This is a genomic window from Streptomyces sp. LUP30 (assembly GCF_001746365.1).
Taxonomy (GTDB): domain Bacteria; phylum Actinomycetota; class Actinomycetes; order Streptomycetales; family Streptomycetaceae; genus Streptomyces.
On sequence record NZ_MJAJ01000093.1, the window covers coordinates 1 to 14,799 of the forward strand.

The 14,799-nt window shown below is 73.6% G+C and carries 17 protein-coding genes; 8 read left to right on the plus strand and 9 right to left on the minus strand.

The window, feature by feature from the left end; translation table 11 throughout:
* On the plus strand, nt 1-222 hold a 222-nt coding region (locus BG482_RS39080), incomplete at its 5' end, for a hypothetical protein (protein WP_141746720.1).
* A complete protein-coding gene (locus tag BG482_RS39085; protein ID WP_069773973.1) occupies nt 219-1,187 on the plus strand; it encodes a hypothetical protein in 969 nt (322 codons plus the stop codon). The genes BG482_RS39080 and BG482_RS39085, both read left to right, overlap by 4 nt.
* Nucleotides 1,188-1,199: 12 nt before the next feature.
* On the opposite strand, the gene BG482_RS39090 is transcribed toward BG482_RS39085, so the two are convergent.
* A complete protein-coding gene (locus BG482_RS39090) occupies nt 1,200-1,574 on the minus strand; it encodes a cupin domain-containing protein (protein ID WP_069773974.1) in 375 nt (124 codons plus the stop codon).
* 97 nt (nt 1,575-1,671) lie between these two features.
* Between BG482_RS39090 and BG482_RS39095 the strand changes: the two genes are divergently transcribed.
* The 3 genes from BG482_RS39095 (at nt 1,672) to BG482_RS39105 (ending at nt 3,938) form a co-directional block, all read left to right on the plus strand.
* Nucleotides 1,672-2,115, plus strand: a complete 444-nt coding sequence (locus BG482_RS39095) for a MarR family winged helix-turn-helix transcriptional regulator (RefSeq protein ID WP_069773975.1) — start codon at nt 1,672-1,674, stop codon at nt 2,113-2,115.
* A gap of 171 nt (nt 2,116-2,286) precedes the next feature.
* On the plus strand, nt 2,287-3,189 hold the full coding sequence (locus BG482_RS39100; protein WP_069773976.1) for a triacylglycerol lipase: 903 nt from the start codon (nt 2,287-2,289) through the stop codon (nt 3,187-3,189).
* A 287-nt stretch (nt 3,190-3,476) separates the two neighbouring features.
* Entirely contained in the window at nt 3,477-3,938 is a 462-nt protein-coding gene (locus tag BG482_RS39105; RefSeq protein ID WP_069773977.1) for a GNAT family N-acetyltransferase, read from the plus strand.
* Between the two features lie 37 nt (nt 3,939-3,975).
* Here the strand turns inward: BG482_RS39105 and BG482_RS45710 are convergent, their stop codons facing one another.
* Nucleotides 3,976-4,110 (minus strand): hypothetical protein, encoded by a 135-nt coding sequence (locus BG482_RS45710; RefSeq protein ID WP_107450899.1) that lies wholly within the window; start codon nt 4,108-4,110, stop codon nt 3,976-3,978.
* 140 nt (nt 4,111-4,250) lie between these two features.
* On the opposite strand from BG482_RS45710, the gene BG482_RS39110 reads away from it, so the two are divergent.
* On the plus strand, nt 4,251-4,865 hold the full coding sequence (locus tag BG482_RS39110; RefSeq protein ID WP_069773978.1) for a bifunctional 2-polyprenyl-6-hydroxyphenol methylase/3-demethylubiquinol 3-O-methyltransferase UbiG: 615 nt from the start codon (nt 4,251-4,253) through the stop codon (nt 4,863-4,865).
* A 17-nt stretch (nt 4,866-4,882) separates the two neighbouring features.
* Here BG482_RS39110 and BG482_RS39115 read toward each other — a convergent pair whose 3' ends face one another.
* Nucleotides 4,883-5,386 (minus strand): DUF402 domain-containing protein, encoded by a 504-nt coding sequence (locus BG482_RS39115; protein ID WP_069773979.1) that lies wholly within the window; start codon nt 5,384-5,386, stop codon nt 4,883-4,885.
* On the minus strand, nt 5,367-6,296 hold the full coding sequence (locus BG482_RS39120; protein WP_069773980.1) for a GNAT family N-acetyltransferase: 930 nt from the start codon (nt 6,294-6,296) through the stop codon (nt 5,367-5,369). The genes BG482_RS39115 and BG482_RS39120 overlap by 20 nt, the downstream gene beginning before the upstream one ends.
* A gap of 75 nt (nt 6,297-6,371) precedes the next feature.
* Between BG482_RS39120 and BG482_RS39125 the strand changes: the two genes are divergently transcribed.
* On the plus strand, nt 6,372-6,740 hold the full coding sequence (locus BG482_RS39125) for a GntR family transcriptional regulator (protein ID WP_069773981.1): 369 nt from the start codon (nt 6,372-6,374) through the stop codon (nt 6,738-6,740).
* Nucleotides 6,741-6,764: 24 nt separating this feature from the next.
* Here the strand turns inward: BG482_RS39125 and BG482_RS39130 are convergent, their stop codons facing one another.
* Both BG482_RS39130 and BG482_RS39135 read right to left on the minus strand, forming a co-directional pair.
* Entirely contained in the window at nt 6,765-7,538 is a 774-nt protein-coding gene (locus tag BG482_RS39130; protein ID WP_069773982.1) for a DUF72 domain-containing protein, read from the minus strand.
* Nucleotides 7,539-7,583: 45 nt separating this feature from the next.
* Nucleotides 7,584-8,678, minus strand: a complete 1,095-nt coding sequence (locus tag BG482_RS39135; RefSeq protein WP_069773983.1) for a DUF5925 domain-containing protein — start codon at nt 8,676-8,678, stop codon at nt 7,584-7,586.
* A 310-nt stretch (nt 8,679-8,988) separates the two neighbouring features.
* On the opposite strand from BG482_RS39135, the gene BG482_RS39140 reads away from it, so the two are divergent.
* Nucleotides 8,989-9,795 carry an SGNH/GDSL hydrolase family protein gene (locus BG482_RS39140; RefSeq protein WP_069773984.1) on the plus strand — a complete coding sequence of 269 codons (807 nt, stop codon included), beginning with the start codon at nt 8,989-8,991 and terminating at the stop codon, nt 9,793-9,795.
* A gap of 15 nt (nt 9,796-9,810) precedes the next feature.
* Here BG482_RS39140 and BG482_RS39145 read toward each other — a convergent pair whose 3' ends face one another.
* Genes BG482_RS39145 through BG482_RS39155 form a run of 3 tightly spaced genes read right to left on the minus strand, consistent with a single transcriptional unit; the run spans nt 9,811 to nt 14,645 of the window.
* The gene (locus BG482_RS39145) at nt 9,811-11,451 is read right to left on the minus strand and encodes a serine/threonine-protein kinase (protein WP_069773985.1); all 1,641 of its coding nucleotides are present in this window, start codon (nt 11,449-11,451) and stop codon (nt 9,811-9,813) included.
* 60 nt (nt 11,452-11,511) lie between these two features.
* A complete protein-coding gene (locus tag BG482_RS39150) occupies nt 11,512-13,233 on the minus strand; it encodes a sulfite exporter TauE/SafE family protein (RefSeq protein WP_069773986.1) in 1,722 nt (573 codons plus the stop codon).
* On the minus strand, nt 13,230-14,645 hold the full coding sequence (locus BG482_RS39155) for a lipopolysaccharide assembly protein LapB (protein ID WP_069773987.1): 1,416 nt from the start codon (nt 14,643-14,645) through the stop codon (nt 13,230-13,232). The genes BG482_RS39150 and BG482_RS39155 overlap by 4 nt, the downstream gene beginning before the upstream one ends.
* Nucleotides 14,646-14,799: the final 154 nt, after the last annotated feature.

A 14,799-nucleotide genomic window follows, 5' to 3' on the forward strand; every position in this document is an offset into this window, starting at 1 on the left:
GGCGCCGCCGACGACGGCGACGGCCCGGCGCGCGGCCGGCTCGCCGGTTCGGACGGGCTGCCCGCGCCGGCGGGCTCGGCCGCCCGGGACGCGATGGAGCGGCGTCGCCTCCGCATGCCCACGGGGTACGAGATGCACCCCTGGGCCGATCTGCGCCCCGCGGGCGAAGGGCCCGCGGTGGGAAGGAAGTTGTGGCACCAGAGTCCGGGGAGTGCGGGATGACCATCCTCTGTGTACGTTTCCAGCTTCCTCCGGCGCGCGAGGCCGCCCTGCCGGCGCTGCTCGGGCTGCTGGAGGAGTTCACACCGGTCGTCGAGGCGCTGCCGCCGGACGGGGCGCTGGCCGATCTGCGGGGCGCCGAACGGTACTTCGGGCGCAGCGCGGTGGAACTGGCGTCGGTGATCCGGGTGCGGGCGCTCGCGCTGCACGGCGTCGACTGCGTGATCGGCGCCGGCCCCGGCCCGCTGACGGCCCGCATGGCGCTGCGGGTCGCCCGGCCCGGGGTGACCCGCGCGGTCCCCGAGGGCGAGGTGCGCGAGTTCCTCGCCGGGCAGCCCGTCACCGCGCTGCCCGGGGTCGGCGTGGCGACCGCCCGCATCCTGTGCGAGTACGGTCTCGACACCCTCGGGCGGGTCGCCGCCGCGCCCCTGTCCACGCTCCAGCGCCTGATCGGCGCGAAGGCGGGCCGGGAGCTGCACGAGAAGGCGAACGGCGTCGACCGCGGCCGGGTGGTGCCGAACTCCGTGTCCCGGTCGCTGGCCGCGGAGCGCCCCTTCGAACGCGACGAGCTGGATCCCGACCGGCACCGCCGCGCCCTGCTCTCGGCCGCCGAGGAACTGGGCGTCCGGCTGCGCGCCGTGGGGAAGGTATGCCGCACCCTGACCCTCACCGTGCGCTACGCCGACAGATCCTCCACCACCCGCAGCCGCACCCTGAAGGAGCCGACCGCGCACTCGGCGGCGCTGACCGGGGCGGCGTACGGACTGTACGAGGCGCTCGGTCTGCAGCGCGCCCGGGTCCGCGCGGTCGCCCTGCGTGCCGAGGCCCTCGGACCCGCCGAACAGGCCTCCTACCAGCTCACCTTCGACCCCGTCGACGAGAAGGTCCGCCGGGTCGAGGAGGTCGCCGACCGGGTACGGGCGAAGTTCGGTCCGGGCGCGGTGAAGCCGGGGACGCTGGCGGCGTGAGACGCGCCGGGATCAGTTGGCCCACGGGGGAGTGATCCGGGTCCCGTCGGCCAGTTCCGCCTCCAGTCCGATGGACGTGGTGACCCAGGAGAGAGCGGTGTGATCGGTCGGGTTCTCGACGGCCAGGGTCGCCCCCGGGTTGACGATCACCGTGTCGCCCGCCCGGATCCGCTCGGCGCGGCCGTCGAGGGTGAGGATCAGCTCGCCGACGAGCAGATGGAAGATCTCCTCCCGGTTGACGGTGTGCGCGGGCGCCTTGGTGCCGGCGGGGATCTCGCCCCGCCAGGCGCACAGTTCCTTGCTGCCGGTGAGGGGAGTGGCGTACGAGACGAAGCGGGCGCCGTGGATCTCGTGGGTGACGGCCTCCGAGGAGCGGACGACGGGCATGGGTGCCTCCTGATGGCAGAAATGGTCAAGCAGCTTGACTAAGTTCCTCTATGGTCAAGCTGCTTGACCATGTTGTCAAGGGTGTTTCAATGCAGCCGTGCAGAACTCCGAAGCTCTCGCCCTGTCCGCAGCCCTGCTCGCCGCCGCCGGTGAACTCACCCGGCGCATCAACGACGGCGTCGTCGCCCGCGGCTTCGAGGGGCGGCCCTCCTACGGCTTCGCCTTCACGCGGCTCGCCCGGGGCGGTGCGACGGTCACCGAGCTGGGCGTCCATCTCGGGGTCACCAAGCAGGCGGCCAGCCAGCTCGTCGACGAGCTCGTGCGCAAGGGGTACGTCGAGCGCCTGCCGCATCCCGGGGATGCGCGCGCCCGGCTGATCGTGCTCACCGAGCGCGGCTGGGAGTGCACCCGGGCGGCGGAGGAGGCGGCCGCCGAGGCGGTACGGGCCTGGGCCGATGTGCTCGGTGAGGATCGGCTGGGCGTTCTGCGCGCCCAATTGACGGACATTGCCCCGAGTGGCCCCGTTCGCCCCGTCTGGTGATCGCATATCAGTGGCCGCGATCGTCCGTGGCTATCACTGGAAGTTTTTACTGACGCGTAACTTCACACTTCACTTACTCGCTCGTAACTTGACGAGTGAACAGCATCCTCGTGATCCGGATCACAGGCGTAAGGCCATCGCACCTCCCGTGAGCCGCAAGGAGATCACCCGATGCTGCCCTGGAAACGCCTGCTCAGACCGTTCGCCGCCATGCTGCTGGCCGCCGCGGCCGCCACCGTCCCCGCCGCCACCGCCGCCCACGCCGACCCCGCCGCCACCGAGACCGGCCCCGAGGCCGCCGCCGTCACCGCCTCGGCGAGCGGCTGGAACGACTACAGCTGCAAGCCCTCCGCCGCCCACCCCCGCCCCGTAGTCCTCGTGCACGGCACGCTCGGCAACTCGGTCGACAACTGGCTGGCCCTCGCCCCCTATCTCACGGTCCGCGGATACTGCGTCTTCTCCGTCGACTACGGCCGGCTGCCCGGCGTCCCGCTCTTCCACGGCCTCGGCCCGATCGACGCGTCGGCCGGGCAGCTCTCCGCCTACGTCGACAAGGTGCTCGCCGCGACCGGCGCGGCCGAGGTCGACCTCGTCGGCCACTCCCAGGGCGGCATGATGCCGCGCTACTACCTGAAGTTCCTCGGCGGCGCGGCCAAGGTCGGCGCGCTCGTCGGCATCGCCCCCGACAACCACGGCGCCACCCTCGGCGGACTCACCAACCTGCTCCCGTACTTCCCGGGCGCCGAGGACCTGATCACGGCCGCCACCCCCGGCCTCGCCGACCAGATGCCCGGATCGCAGTTCCTCGCCAAGCTCAACGCCGGCGGCGACACCGTCCCCGGCGTCCGCTACACGGTCATCGCCACCCGGTACGACGAGGTGGCGACCCCCTGGCGCAGCCAGTACCTCAGCGGCTCCGGAGTGCGCAACGTCCTGCTGCAGGACCTGTGCCCGCTGGACCTCTCCGAACACGTGGCGATCGCGCTGTTCGACCGGATCGCCTTCCATGAGGTGGCCAACGCCCTCGACCCGGCCCACGCCACCGCCACCACCTGCGCGTCCGCGCTGAGCTGACGGCGGATCCGCTCCGGGCCCGTCTGCAGGATCGTTCCGCCGGGGCCTGTCCGGCCTGAGCCGCCGGTCAGGCCCCGGAGTCATGTCTGCCGCCTCGACGCCGGTGACGGCGGCCGCCTTGCGGCGTGCGGGCATGGCGAGCCTCCTCGGAACCGCGACGACGGGCGGTGAGAGGTGCGCCGGACCAAGGAAACCGTGGAAACCCCTGCTGAGGGCGGTCGGCGGCGATCTTTAGGGTCGCCTTAAGGAAGCGCTGAGGCAGGGATCAGGTAGGTAGCGTTCACCGCATGACGAGCGAGGAGATCAGGCCCGCCACGGCGGCCGACGTCCCGGCCGTGAAGGCCGTGACGGACGCGGCGTACACGCCCTACATCGAGCGCATCGGACTGGTGCCGCGACCCATGGAGGCGGACCACGCGGCGAACGTGGCCGCGGGGAAGGTGTTCGTGACCGGCGACCCGGCCGTCGGCGAGGTGGCCGGCCTCGTGGTCGTCGAGGCGTTCGAGGACCACCTGTTCCTCGACAGCATCGCCGTCCACCCCGACGCCCACGGCAGGGGCGTCGGGCGGCGGCTGCTGCACTTCGTGGACGCACACGCGCGTGCCCTGGGCCTGGCCGAAGTCACGCTGTACACGAACGTCATGATGTGGGAGAACCAGAAGATCTATCCGCGGTACGGCTACGAGCTGGTCGACCGGCGGGTGGACGGGCCGTACGACCGCCTCCACTACCGCAAGCGGCTGGGCTGAGCGCGGGGCGGCGCCGCGCGCACCGCGCTCGCCGCCGTCAGCCGTCGGGCCACCAGGTGCGCGCGATGTCCTTGCGCACCTCCGGGCGGCCGGCGGGCCGTTCGTCGGTCTCTTCGCGGATCCTGCGGGAGTCCGTCTTCTTCAGGGGCTTCTGCACGGTCGTGCGGCGCATGGCTGCCTCCTTGAGGATCCACCGAGTTCCGCGTTCTCACGGAGGTAGACCCTTTGGGGGAGAGTTCCTCATCGTCCCCTGGTCTGTCAGTGGCGGCTGTCACGATTCGAGTGTCAGTGGCAGGTGTCACTCTGGGGCACATGAGTGGAAAGAGTGACGAAACGAATTCGCCGCGTGTCGACTGGAACGCCTCGGCGGCCGCCTTCGACGAGGAACCCGACCACGGTCTGCGCGACCCCGACGTGCGCGCCGCCTGGGCCGGGCGGCTGCGGAGCTGGCTGCCGGAACGCCCCTGCGACCTGCTCGACCTCGGCTGCGGCACCGGCAGCCTGTCGCTCCTGGCTGCCGAACAGGGACACCGGGTGACCGGGATCGACCTGGCCCCGGCCATGATCGACCTGGCCCGGGCCAAACTGGCCGGCCGTGACGCCGCGTTCCTGGTCGGTGACGCGGCGGCGCCGCCCGTGGGCGAGGAGCGCTTCGACGCCCTGCTCGTCCGGCACGTGCTGTGGACCCTGCCCGACCCCGCGCGCGTCCTGCGGCGCTGGCGCGGGCTGCTGCGCCCGGGAGGGCGGCTCGTCCTGGTCGAGGGCGTGTGGGGGACCGTCGCCCCGGTCGGCATAGCGGCGGACCGCCTCACCGCCCTGCTGGCCCCGCTGGCCGGCCATGTGCACGTGGAGCGGCTGTCGCAGGAGGCGCGGCTGTGGGGCGGACCCGTGACCGACGAGCGGTACGCGGTGGTGGCCCTGGTCTGACGCTCCGGCGGGGCCGCTCACGTGAGCAGCGACTCCAGGCCGCCGTCGGTGCGGGCGAGCGCCTCCAGCTCGTCCAGCGCGGCCGTCGCCGCGGCGGCGGCGGCCGGGTCCCGCCGCGCCAGTCCGCTCTCCTCGAACTCGTCCTCGTCCAGCCGCCGTACGTCCGTCCCGTCGGCGGAACGCCACAGGTCCAGGTCGAGGTCCTCCACGACCAGATCGGCGCCGGACAGCGCGGCCGGGCGGGTCACGTCGCAGTACCAGCCCTTCAGCGCGCCCGTCGCGTCGCGCACCTCCTTGATCGCGTACCAGCGCTCACGCCAGTAGTGCTCCGTGAAGACGTCGCCCGCCTCGAACCGGACGAAGCCGAAGTCCCGTACGCCCGCACCGGCCCAGGGCGCGCGTACCACGATCCGGGCGCCGTCGTCGGACAGCAGCTCCGCCGCGTAACGGATCTTCGTCCGCCCGGCCTTGACCAGGACGACGTCCACCGAGCGCACCGGCTCAGCCGATGTCGCGGACATAGCGCACCTCCGACGCACAGATCTCGTACCCGAACCACCGGTTGATCGCGAGCATCGGCTCGTTGCCCGCGTCGTTGCCCGTGTACGCCTCTGTGTACCCCGCGGCGCGGGCCCGGTGCAGGGAGTGGTTCTTGACGAGCTTGGCCAGGCCCCGGCCCCGGTGGGCGCGGGCGGTCCCGGTCATGCCTGTGCCGTATCTGCCCCCGTCGCCGGTGTGGGCCACGCTGAAGGCCACCGGACGACCGTCGGCCACGGCGACCGACGTCAGGTCGGGGTTCAGATGCGGGTGCTTCCAGTACTCGTCGACCCAGGCCTCGTAGTCGCTCATCTCGGTCGGGACGTCGCCCGGTTCGTCCGAGCCCGCCTCCGCGTCCAGTTCGAACAGCGGGCGCGGGTCGTCCGTGAAGTCGGCGGCGGTGCGCAACTCCACGCCGGGCGGCGGGTCCTGCAGCGGCGGCAGCGAGGCCCCGGCCAGGTCCAGGCGGAGGAAGTGCGCACTGCGCCCGGGCCGGTAGCCGCGCCGCTCGGCGAAGGCCCGGTCGCCCGGCGTGTCCAGCACCCACGCGAACAGCTGCCTCGCCCCGTGCGCCGTGAGGTGCTCCTCGGCCGTCCTCACCAGCGCCGCGCCCGCCCCGCGCCCGGTGTGCGCCGGGTCCACGTACACGTTGAGGGCGCCCTGACCGGGCTCCGGGCTGTCGTGGGCGAGGTTCACCTGGGCTGTGCCGACGACCTCGCCGTCCGCCACGGCCACCAGCTTGCGCGCGTGGGCGTCGGGGTGGGAGAGCGTGAGGCCGTGCAGCACGGAGGCCGGGCTGAAGAACACGTAGGGCAGCGCGAGGTGCCGGACCCGGACGAAGCCCTCGATGTCGGCGGCCGAGTCGGGGCGCAGCTCGCGCACGGTGACGGTCATGGGGCGCACGCTACGGGCGGGCGGCCCGGGAGCGCCTCCCATTTACCTTTACCGCCGGTGCGGGACAATCGGCCCGTGACGTTGAAGATCCATATCGATGAGGGCGCCGCACCCTACGAGCAGGTGCGCGCGCAGATCGCCGAGCAGGCCCGGTCGGGCGCGCTGCCGGTCGGCTACCGGCTGCCGACGGTGCGGGGGCTGGCCGAGTCGCTCGGCCTCGCCGCGAACACCGTCGCCAAGGCCTACCGGGCGCTGGAGACGGACGGGGTGATCGAGACCCGGGGGCGCAACGGCACGTTCGTCGCCGCCTCGGGGCCGGCCGCACAGCGGGAGGCCGCGGTCGCCGCCGGCGCCTACGCCGAGCGTGCGCTGCGACTGGGGCTCACCGAGGACGAGGCCTCGGCCGCCGTCCGGGAGGCGCTGCGGGCGGCCTACCAGGCGTGACCGGCCGCGTGTGAGCAGGCGTGATCAGCCGCGGGTGGCGAGCGCGCGCGGCGTCCGCGTCACCCTCAGGCCCGCCCGCTCCGCCGTCCTGCCGAACAGCGCCGCGTCCCCCACCGCCGCGCCGCCCGGGTCGTTGTTGAAGTACGCGTAGACGTCCGCGTCCCGCGCCCAGGTCGTCGCGATGCGGTCGACCCAGGTCTCGAGCGCGCGGTGCCCGTAGCGCGGCCACGGCCGGGCGCGGCCCTGGTGGAAGCGGACGTACCCCCAGCCGGCGGTGCGCCACAGCGGAGTGACCGGGCGGGACGCGACGTCGGCCCAGCACAGGGCCGCACCCCGGGACCGCAGCACCTCCCGCACCTCTGAGGTCCACCAGGAGTCGTGCCGCGGCTCCACCGCGACGCGGGTGTCCGCCGGGAAGCAGGCCAGACAGGCGTCCAGCAGCCCGGGATCGGCCCGCAGGGTCGGCGGCAGCTGGAGCAGGACCGGGCCCAGGCGGGGGCCGAGACCGGCCGCGTGGGCCATCAGCCGGTGCACCGGCTCCTCGGGGTCGCGCAGCCGCTTGATGTGGGTCAGATAGCGGCTCGCCTTCACCGTGACGGTGAAGTCCGACGGGACGCGGGCGGCCCAGGACGCGAAGGTCTCCCGCGAGGGCAGCCGGTAGAACGCGTTGTTGATCTCGACGGTGGCGAAGTGCGCCGTGTACTCCTCCAGCCACCGCCGCACGGGCACGTCCGCCGGGTACAGCACGCCTTTCCAGTCCTTGTACTGCCAGCCCGACGTACCGACGTACAGCGTCATACCTCCATCAAAACACCTGGGCCGGATCCGCGGGTCCCGAAGGGGTCAGAGGTACAGCCCCGCGTCCACCCCGCCCCGCGGCTCCGGCAGCGAGGCCGGGGAGACGCCCCGGCGCAGCGCGTACAGCTCGGCCAGCGTGGCGCCGTCGCGGCCGACCCCCTCTTCCGTGCCCAGCCAGTCCACGGCCTCCCGGCGGGTCAGCGGGCCGACCTCGATGCGGGCCATACAGCGGCCTGGGCGGACGACGGCGGGGTGCAGCCGCTCCAGGTCCTCGTTGGTGGTGACCCCGACCAGGACGTTGCGCCCCTGTCCGAGCAGGCCGTCGGTGAGGTTCAGCAGCCGGGACAGGGCCTGGCCCGCCGTGTGCTTGGCCTCGCCGCGGATCAGTTCGTCGCAGTCCTCCAGGAGCAGCAGCCGCCAGCGGCCCTTGCCCGTGCCGTCCTCCTCGCCGATCGCGATGTCCATCAGATAGCCGACGTCGGAGAAGAGCCGCTCCGGGTCCAGGACGCAGTCCACCTGGCACCACTCCCGCCAGGAGCGGGCCAGGGTGCGCAGCGCCGAGGTCTTGCCGGTGCCGGGCGGGCCGTGCAGCAGGAGCAGCCGGCCCGCGATGTCCTGCGGGGTGGTCGCCATCAGGCCGTCCATCGCCTCGGCGACGGGGGCGGTGTAGTTCGCGCGCACCTCGTCCCAGGTGCCGGCCGAGATCTGACGGGTCGTGCGGTGCGGTCCACGCCGCGGGGAGACGTACCAGAACCCCATGGTCACGTTCTCCGGCTGGGGCTCCGGCTCGTCCGCCGCGTCCTCGGTCGCCTCGTCGAGCACCTTGGCGGCCAGTTCGGCGGTGGTCGCCGTGACCGTGACGTCCGCGCCGCGGTTCCAGCGGGAGACCAGCAGCGTCCAGCCGTCCCCCTCGGCCAGGGTGGCGCTGCGGTCCTCGTCGCGGGCGACCCGCAGCACACGGGCGTGCGCCGGCAGCAGGGTCGCGCCGGAGCGTACGCGGTCGATGTTCACGGCGTGCGAGTACGGCTGCTCGCCGGTCGCGAAGCGGCCGAGGAACAGCGCGTCGACGACATCGGACGGCGAGTCGGAGTCGTCGACGGTGAGCCGGATCGGCAGGGCGTCCTGTGGCTGGGCAGACATGCGGCCATGATCCGGCACCCGGGCACCGTCCGCACCCGGTTTCCGCAGTGCGCGTGGTGTGTCGGGTACGCCGGGCATGCCGGATACGCCGCTTTCGTCCGGATGGCCGACCGGCCCCGCCGTTCCTTGCGCCGCCGTCCCCGTTTGACGGCCGGTCAGGAGCGCTTCTCCGTACGCCTCTGGGGGGTGGACGGCCCCGAACCGCCTCGGAAGCCCGTGGTGAGGACGAAAAGTCTTGGCATGGACACTTCCCGTCAATGCGCGTGCTTGCTACGAAAGTTGTGGCAGAGAACCTGCTAAAGGAGGTTCCATGAGACGTTCCCGACTTGTCGTATTCGTCAGCTCAGTCCTCCTCGCCCTCGGCGCCGCCCTCACCGGGGCGGGCTCCGCGCAGGGATCCCAACTCGCCGCCACAGGCGGCTATGTGGCCCTCGGCGACTCCTACTCCTCCGGCGTCGGCGCAGGGGGATACCTCAGCTCCAGCGGCGACTGCAAGCGCAGCACCAAGGCGTACCCGTACCTCTGGAACGCCGCTCACGGCCCCGCCTCGTTCACCTTCGCGGCCTGCTCGGGAGCCCGTACGGGTGATGTTCTGGCGAGTCAGCTCGGCGGCCTGAACTCCTCCACCGGCCTCGTCTCGATCACCATCGGCGGCAACGACGCCGGCTTCGCCGACGTCATGACGACCTGTGTCACCAGCTCCGACAGCGGCTGCCTGAGCCGTATCGACACCGCCAGGGCCTACGTCGACTCGACGCTCCCCGGCAAACTCGACGGCGTCTACTCGGCGATCCGCTCCAAGGCGCCCAACGCGCGCGTCGTCGTCATCGGCTACCCCCGCTTCTACCGGCTCGGCGCCCTGTGCCTCGGCCTGTCCGACACCAAGCGCTCGGCCATCAACGGCGCGGCGGACTACCTCGACGCAGCCGTCGCCCGCCGGGCGGCCGCCCACGGCTTCGTCTTCGGCGACGTCCGCACCCCGTTCGGCGGCCATGAGATCTGCTCCGGCAGCTCCTGGCTGCACAGCCTCGACCTGCTGAACATCGGCGAGTCCTACCACCCGACCGCCTCCGGTCAGTCGGGCGGCTACCTGCCGGTCCTCACCAGCGCGGCCTGACTCCGCCCGTCCGGCTCACTCGGACGGCGAGGACGAGGGGGAGATCCCGTCCGACGGGGTCTCCCCCTCGCAGGTGACCGAGAACGGCACCGCGTCCGACGTCGCCTTCACCGGCTTGCGCACCTCGACGGCGATGGAGTTGCGGTACGTGCCGCTCTCCGCGTACGTCGACACGATCACCTTGTCCTGCTTCGACTTCCCGCCGCCCGCCGGGAAGTCGAGCGTCTTCCAGGTCTGCCCGGACAGCTCTCCGTCCTTGGTCACCCAGCGGTAGGACACCGTCGCGGGCAACCGCCCCACCGTGATCGTCGCGGTGAAGGCGGGCGCGTCGGCGTCCTGGGGCGGGCACGCGCCGGTGTAGTCCGTGTGCGCGCCGACGACGGTGACCGCGACCGTCTGCTCCGGCGCGGCGGAGGAGGGGCTCTCGCTCGGGCTCGGACTCGGCGACTCGGCGGCCGACCGGCTCGCCTTGTGCTGCGGCGCGGGTGAACTCACCGCCTCCGAGGCGCTGTTCGTGACGCCGCCGGAGCCGTCCCGGTGGCCGCCGTCATGGTGCAGCAGCCCGTACGTCAGTCCGGCGACGGCCAGCGCCAGCACCGCCACCCCCGCGCCGAGAAGCACTCCGGCGCGGCGGCCCCGGTCCGGCCCCGTGGGGGAGGCGCTCCTTCCCGGCGGGCCGCCCGGGGCTGTCGTCCACGGCTGCGGCGCGGTCGGGTCCGCGGGCTCGTGCCGGAAGGGTTCGGCGGGGGTCGCCGCCGTCGGCGGATACGGCGCGTACAACGCCCCGCGGGTGGCGCCCGCACCGGGATCGCCTCCCGAGGAGGGCGTGCCCCCGGCCGCGATCACCCGCAGGTCCCGCTCGGCCCGGTCGGCGGACACCCGTTCGGCCGGGTCCTTGCGCAGCAGCCCCTCGATCACCGGCGCGAGCGCCCCCGCCCGGCGCGGCGGCGGCAGCTCCTCGTCGACGACCGCACGGAGCGTGCTCAGCGGAGTGTCGTGCCGGAAGGGGGAGTTGCCCTCGACCGCCGCGTACAGCAGCACGCCCAGCGACCACAGGTCCGACTCAGGACCCGGCGTACGCCCCAGCGCGCGCTCCGGCGCGAGGAACTCGGGAGAGCCGATGACCTCGCCGGTCATGGTCAGCGCCGAGGTGCCCTCGACGGTCGCGATGCCGAAGTCGGTGAGCACCACGCGGCCGTCGTTCGACATCAGCACGTTCGCCGGTTTGACGTCCCGGTGCAGCACGCCCGCCTCGTGCGCGGCCCGCAGCGCGGCCAGCACCTCGGCGCCGATGTGCGCGACCCGCGCCGGTTCGAGCGGCCCCTCCGCGTCGAGCAGTTCGGAGAGGGAGATCCCGTGCACGATCTCCATGACGATCCACGGCCGTCCGTCCTGCGCGGCCACGTCGTACACGGTGACGACGTTGCGGTTCGCGACCCGGGCCGCGGCCCAGGCCTCGCGCTCCAGCCGGGCGTACAGGCGCTCGACGTCGGCGGCGGCCAGCCCGTGCGGCGCGCGCACCTCCTTGACCGCGACCTCACGGTGCAGGACCTCGTCACGGGCCCGCCACACCGTGCCCATGCCGCCCTCGCCGAGCGGGGTCAGCAGACGGTAGCGGCCCGCGATCAGACGTTCACTGCCCGGTTCTTCGGACACCGCGCCCCCATTCCGCACTTCGCATCCGGGCGAAAACCTCCGCAACCCCACCAACGTAGCTCAGCCCAGTACGGATGCGGCCCCCCTGAGCACCAGTCCGGCGCCGAGGACCACCACGAGGAAGGCGGACCACAGGGGCAGGTTGCGGCGCACGAGCGTCACGGCCGGGTGGGTCGTCCAGCGCGGCTGACGGTCCAGGAGGCGGGTCGCCCCCGCGCCGAGCCTGACGACGGCGAACCCGGCGGCGGTCAGGGTCAGGGCGAGCCCGACGCCGTACGCGACGACGAGCAGCAACCCGAACCAGGCCTGCCCGAGCGCGGCCGCGCCGACCAGCACGACCACCGCCGACGGGCTGGGCACCATGCCGCCGGCGAACCCGAGCAGGAGCGTGCCGCGCAGGGTGGGGGCGACGGCATGGGTGTGGGTGTGACCGCCGTGGGTGTGCGTGTGGGTGTGCCCGTGCTCGTGCTCATGACCGTCTTCGCGGTGACGCTCGTGCTCGTGCCCATGACCGTGCTCGTGACCGGGCTCGTGGCTGTGGCGGTGACCGGGGGCGGGCGCGTCGTCGTGGTCGTGATGGGCATGGGTGTGCGCAGTGGTCGCCCCGACGAGGGCGAGTTGACGGTCCGCGGTCTTCGCGGGCTCGTGGGCCGGCGAGTGACCACCCTGCGGGTGCGGGTGCGGGTGCGGGTGCGGGTGCGGATGAGGGTGGGGATGGGCGTGCCCGTGCGCGGAGCCGCCGCGGCCGCGCCAGGCCCTGCGTGCGAGGGTCGCGCCCGCGAAGAGCACCAGCGCGCCGCTCGCCAGCCCCAGCCAGGCGATCACCGAGGGCGCCGCGGCCGAACCGGCGGTGACGAGGAGGCCCAGCGCGACGACGCCGAGGGTGTGCGTGACGGTGACCGATGCGGCGAGCGGGAGGACGTCCTTCATCCGTGCCCTGCCGCCCCGGGCCGCCGCCGTCGCGGCCATGATGGTCTTGCCGTGCCCCGGGGCGACCGCGTGCAGCGCGCCGAGGCCCACGGCGATGACCAGGGCCAGCGCGGCGAAGCCGAGGGTGAGGTGCTGGCGGGCGACCAGATCGTCCAGAGCCCGCGTCCAGCGGTCCGCGCCGCGGGGCAGCACCGAGGCGGCCGGCGCGTCCCGCTCCTTCTCGACGAGCGCCGCGCCGCCGGGCCGCACCCGCACGGAGGCGGTCGAGGTGTCCGCCGGGGAGGAGAGCAACTCCTTGGGATAGCTCGTCAGTTCGCCCGACAGCGACTTCTTCGGGACGTCGGACGCGGTGAGCGTCATCCGGTCGCCGCGCGCGGTGATCTCCCGCCAGCCGGGCCCGGTGGAGACGCCCGCGCTGTGAAAGCCGAGGGAGACGGCGTCCCCGTCGGCGACGTCGGGCAGCGGAGCGGTCAGCCGGCACTCGACGCGCAGCGTGTCGAGCCCCGCCTGCCCGGGCCGCACGGTCGCCTTGCTCGAGCCCGCCGTGAGGGTCACGGCACGGCCGTCGACGGTGAGCCTGCTGCCGGACGCGGCCGCGGCGCAGCGCTCCCGGGCCCAGGCGCTCATGCCGAGCCGCTCGATGTCGGGCTTGGCCTGGGTCGCCGGGATCTCGGCGAGGTCCTCGACATGGTCGACCCGCAGATGTCCCGGGGCGGCGACGAGACCGTCGTAGCGGTTGACGGTGAAGTTGCCGAGCGGGTGCGCGCTCGCGCCGGTGGAAGGAACCAGCACGAGCGCGCAGCCGGCCGTGAACACGGCCGCGCAGGAGGCGAACAGTCGACGGGTGCTCACTTGCTCGCCTCCAGCGTCTTGAGTGCCGCACGGGCCTGACGGGCGCCCAGCGGCGAGAAGCCGGGGTTCAGCTTCAGCGCGGCGGCCAGGTGGGTACGGGCGTCGTCGGGGTGGCCGGCGGCCTTCTCGATCACACCCCGGTGGTAGAGGAAGGCCGCGTTGCGGTAACCGGTGGCCGTGGCCTGCCGGGCGTAGGGGAGGGCCTCGGCGTCCTTGCCGTTGACGTGCAGGGCCCAGGCCAGGGCGTCCGCCGTGTGCACGGTGTGCCGGCGGGACCAGTCGTCGCGGGCCGCGCGCAGGGCCGTCGCCCGGTCGCCGTGGTCGGCGGCGGCGAGCGCGGTGTCCAGGTCGGCGTTGACGCCGTTGGCGCGGGCGATCGCCGTCCACGCGTCGACGAGCGCGTACTGCTCCTCGGCCTTCGTCCGGTCTCCGGCGCCGCCCCGCGCCTCGTACAGCTCGCCGAGTTCTACCAGCGGTCCGGGCAGCGGGTAGCGGGCGACGATCAGCTCCAACCCCTTGAGGGCCTCGGCCTGTCGGCCGCTCGCCGCCTGGGCGCGGGCGCGGCCCTCCAGCGCGGGGAGGTAGTTCTCGTCGGCGGCGAGGGCGCGGGCGTAGTGGGTGAGGGCCGTGGCGTAATCGCCCTGGTTCCAGGCGAGTTGGCCGAGCTGGGCGGCGACGTAGGCGATGTCGCCGGGCGACGTGGACACGGCGAGGGCCCGCTCCAGGACCCGGCGGGCGGTGGCGACGTCGCCGCGCAGTTCGTGGACATAGGCGTAGCGGGTGAACACCGGTACCCCGGGGCGTCGTTGGTCCGCGATCTGTACGGCCGCCTCGGCGTCGTCGTAGCGGCCCAGCTCGACGAGGGCGTCGACACGGGAGCACAGGGCGCGTTCGTTGTAGGGGTTCTGCTTCAGCGCGCTGTCGGCCAGCTTCAGGGCGTTGGCGAAGTCGTGCCGCGCGGCGGCCAGGGCGGCCCGGCCGGCCAGCGCCTGGTCGTTGTCGGGGCGCAGGGAGAGGGAACGCTTCAGGGCCTGCTCGGCCTGCGGGTAGCGGGAGGGGTCTCCCTTGGTACGGGCCTGCTCGACGTAGGCCAGGCCGAGAGTGGCCCAGCCGCCGAAGTCCTTCGACTGGGCGCGCAGATGGGCCTGCAGAGCCGTGATGCTCGCGTCGAGGTCGCCGCCGGCCAGCAGACCGGGGGACACCGCCGCGGCGGTCGCCACGGGCATGTCCCGTCCGTCGTGCATCGCGCCGAGCGCGATCGCCCCGGCGGTCAGCGCCACGGCCAGCATGGCGGCGCAGGCGGTGAGCTGGGCGGCCCGCCAGCGCCGGCCCGCGGCCCCCGCCCGCCGCACCGCGACGACCCGCTCGTCGACCCCGGCACCGGCACCGGCCGTCTCGGGCTCGCCGGTCACGTCGTCACGGGCGTCGCCGCCCGTCCCCGCACCGACGACCGATCCCACGTGGGCGTCGCCGCCCGCACCGGCCTCGGCGTCCGAGCCGGCCGGACCGGCGACCTCGGCACCGGGTCCGGCCCCGGTGGCGCCGTCGGTGTCGGCCGTGGCTCCG

Coding starts and splice junctions, on each gene's coding strand:
- BG482_RS39085 (WP_069773973.1), top strand. CDS start 219: ATGACCATCCTCTGTGTACGTTTCCAGCTTCCTCCGGCGCGCGAGGCC.
- BG482_RS39090 (WP_069773974.1), bottom strand. CDS start 1,574: ATGCCCGTCGTCCGCTCCTCGGAGGCCGTCACCCACGAGATCCACGGC.
- BG482_RS39100 (WP_069773976.1), top strand. CDS start 2,287: ATGCTGCCCTGGAAACGCCTGCTCAGACCGTTCGCCGCCATGCTGCTG.
- BG482_RS39105 (WP_069773977.1), top strand. CDS start 3,477: ATGACGAGCGAGGAGATCAGGCCCGCCACGGCGGCCGACGTCCCGGCC.
- BG482_RS45710 (WP_107450899.1), bottom strand. CDS start 4,110: ATGCGCCGCACGACCGTGCAGAAGCCCCTGAAGAAGACGGACTCCCGC.
- BG482_RS39110 (WP_069773978.1), top strand. CDS start 4,251: ATGAGTGGAAAGAGTGACGAAACGAATTCGCCGCGTGTCGACTGGAAC.
- BG482_RS39115 (WP_069773979.1), bottom strand. CDS start 5,386: ATGTCCGCGACATCGGCTGAGCCGGTGCGCTCGGTGGACGTCGTCCTG.
- BG482_RS39120 (WP_069773980.1), bottom strand. CDS start 6,296: ATGACCGTCACCGTGCGCGAGCTGCGCCCCGACTCGGCCGCCGACATC.
- BG482_RS39130 (WP_069773982.1), bottom strand. CDS start 7,538: ATGACGCTGTACGTCGGTACGTCGGGCTGGCAGTACAAGGACTGGAAA.
- BG482_RS39135 (WP_069773983.1), bottom strand. CDS start 8,678: ATGTCTGCCCAGCCACAGGACGCCCTGCCGATCCGGCTCACCGTCGAC.
- BG482_RS39140 (WP_069773984.1), top strand. CDS start 8,989: ATGAGACGTTCCCGACTTGTCGTATTCGTCAGCTCAGTCCTCCTCGCC.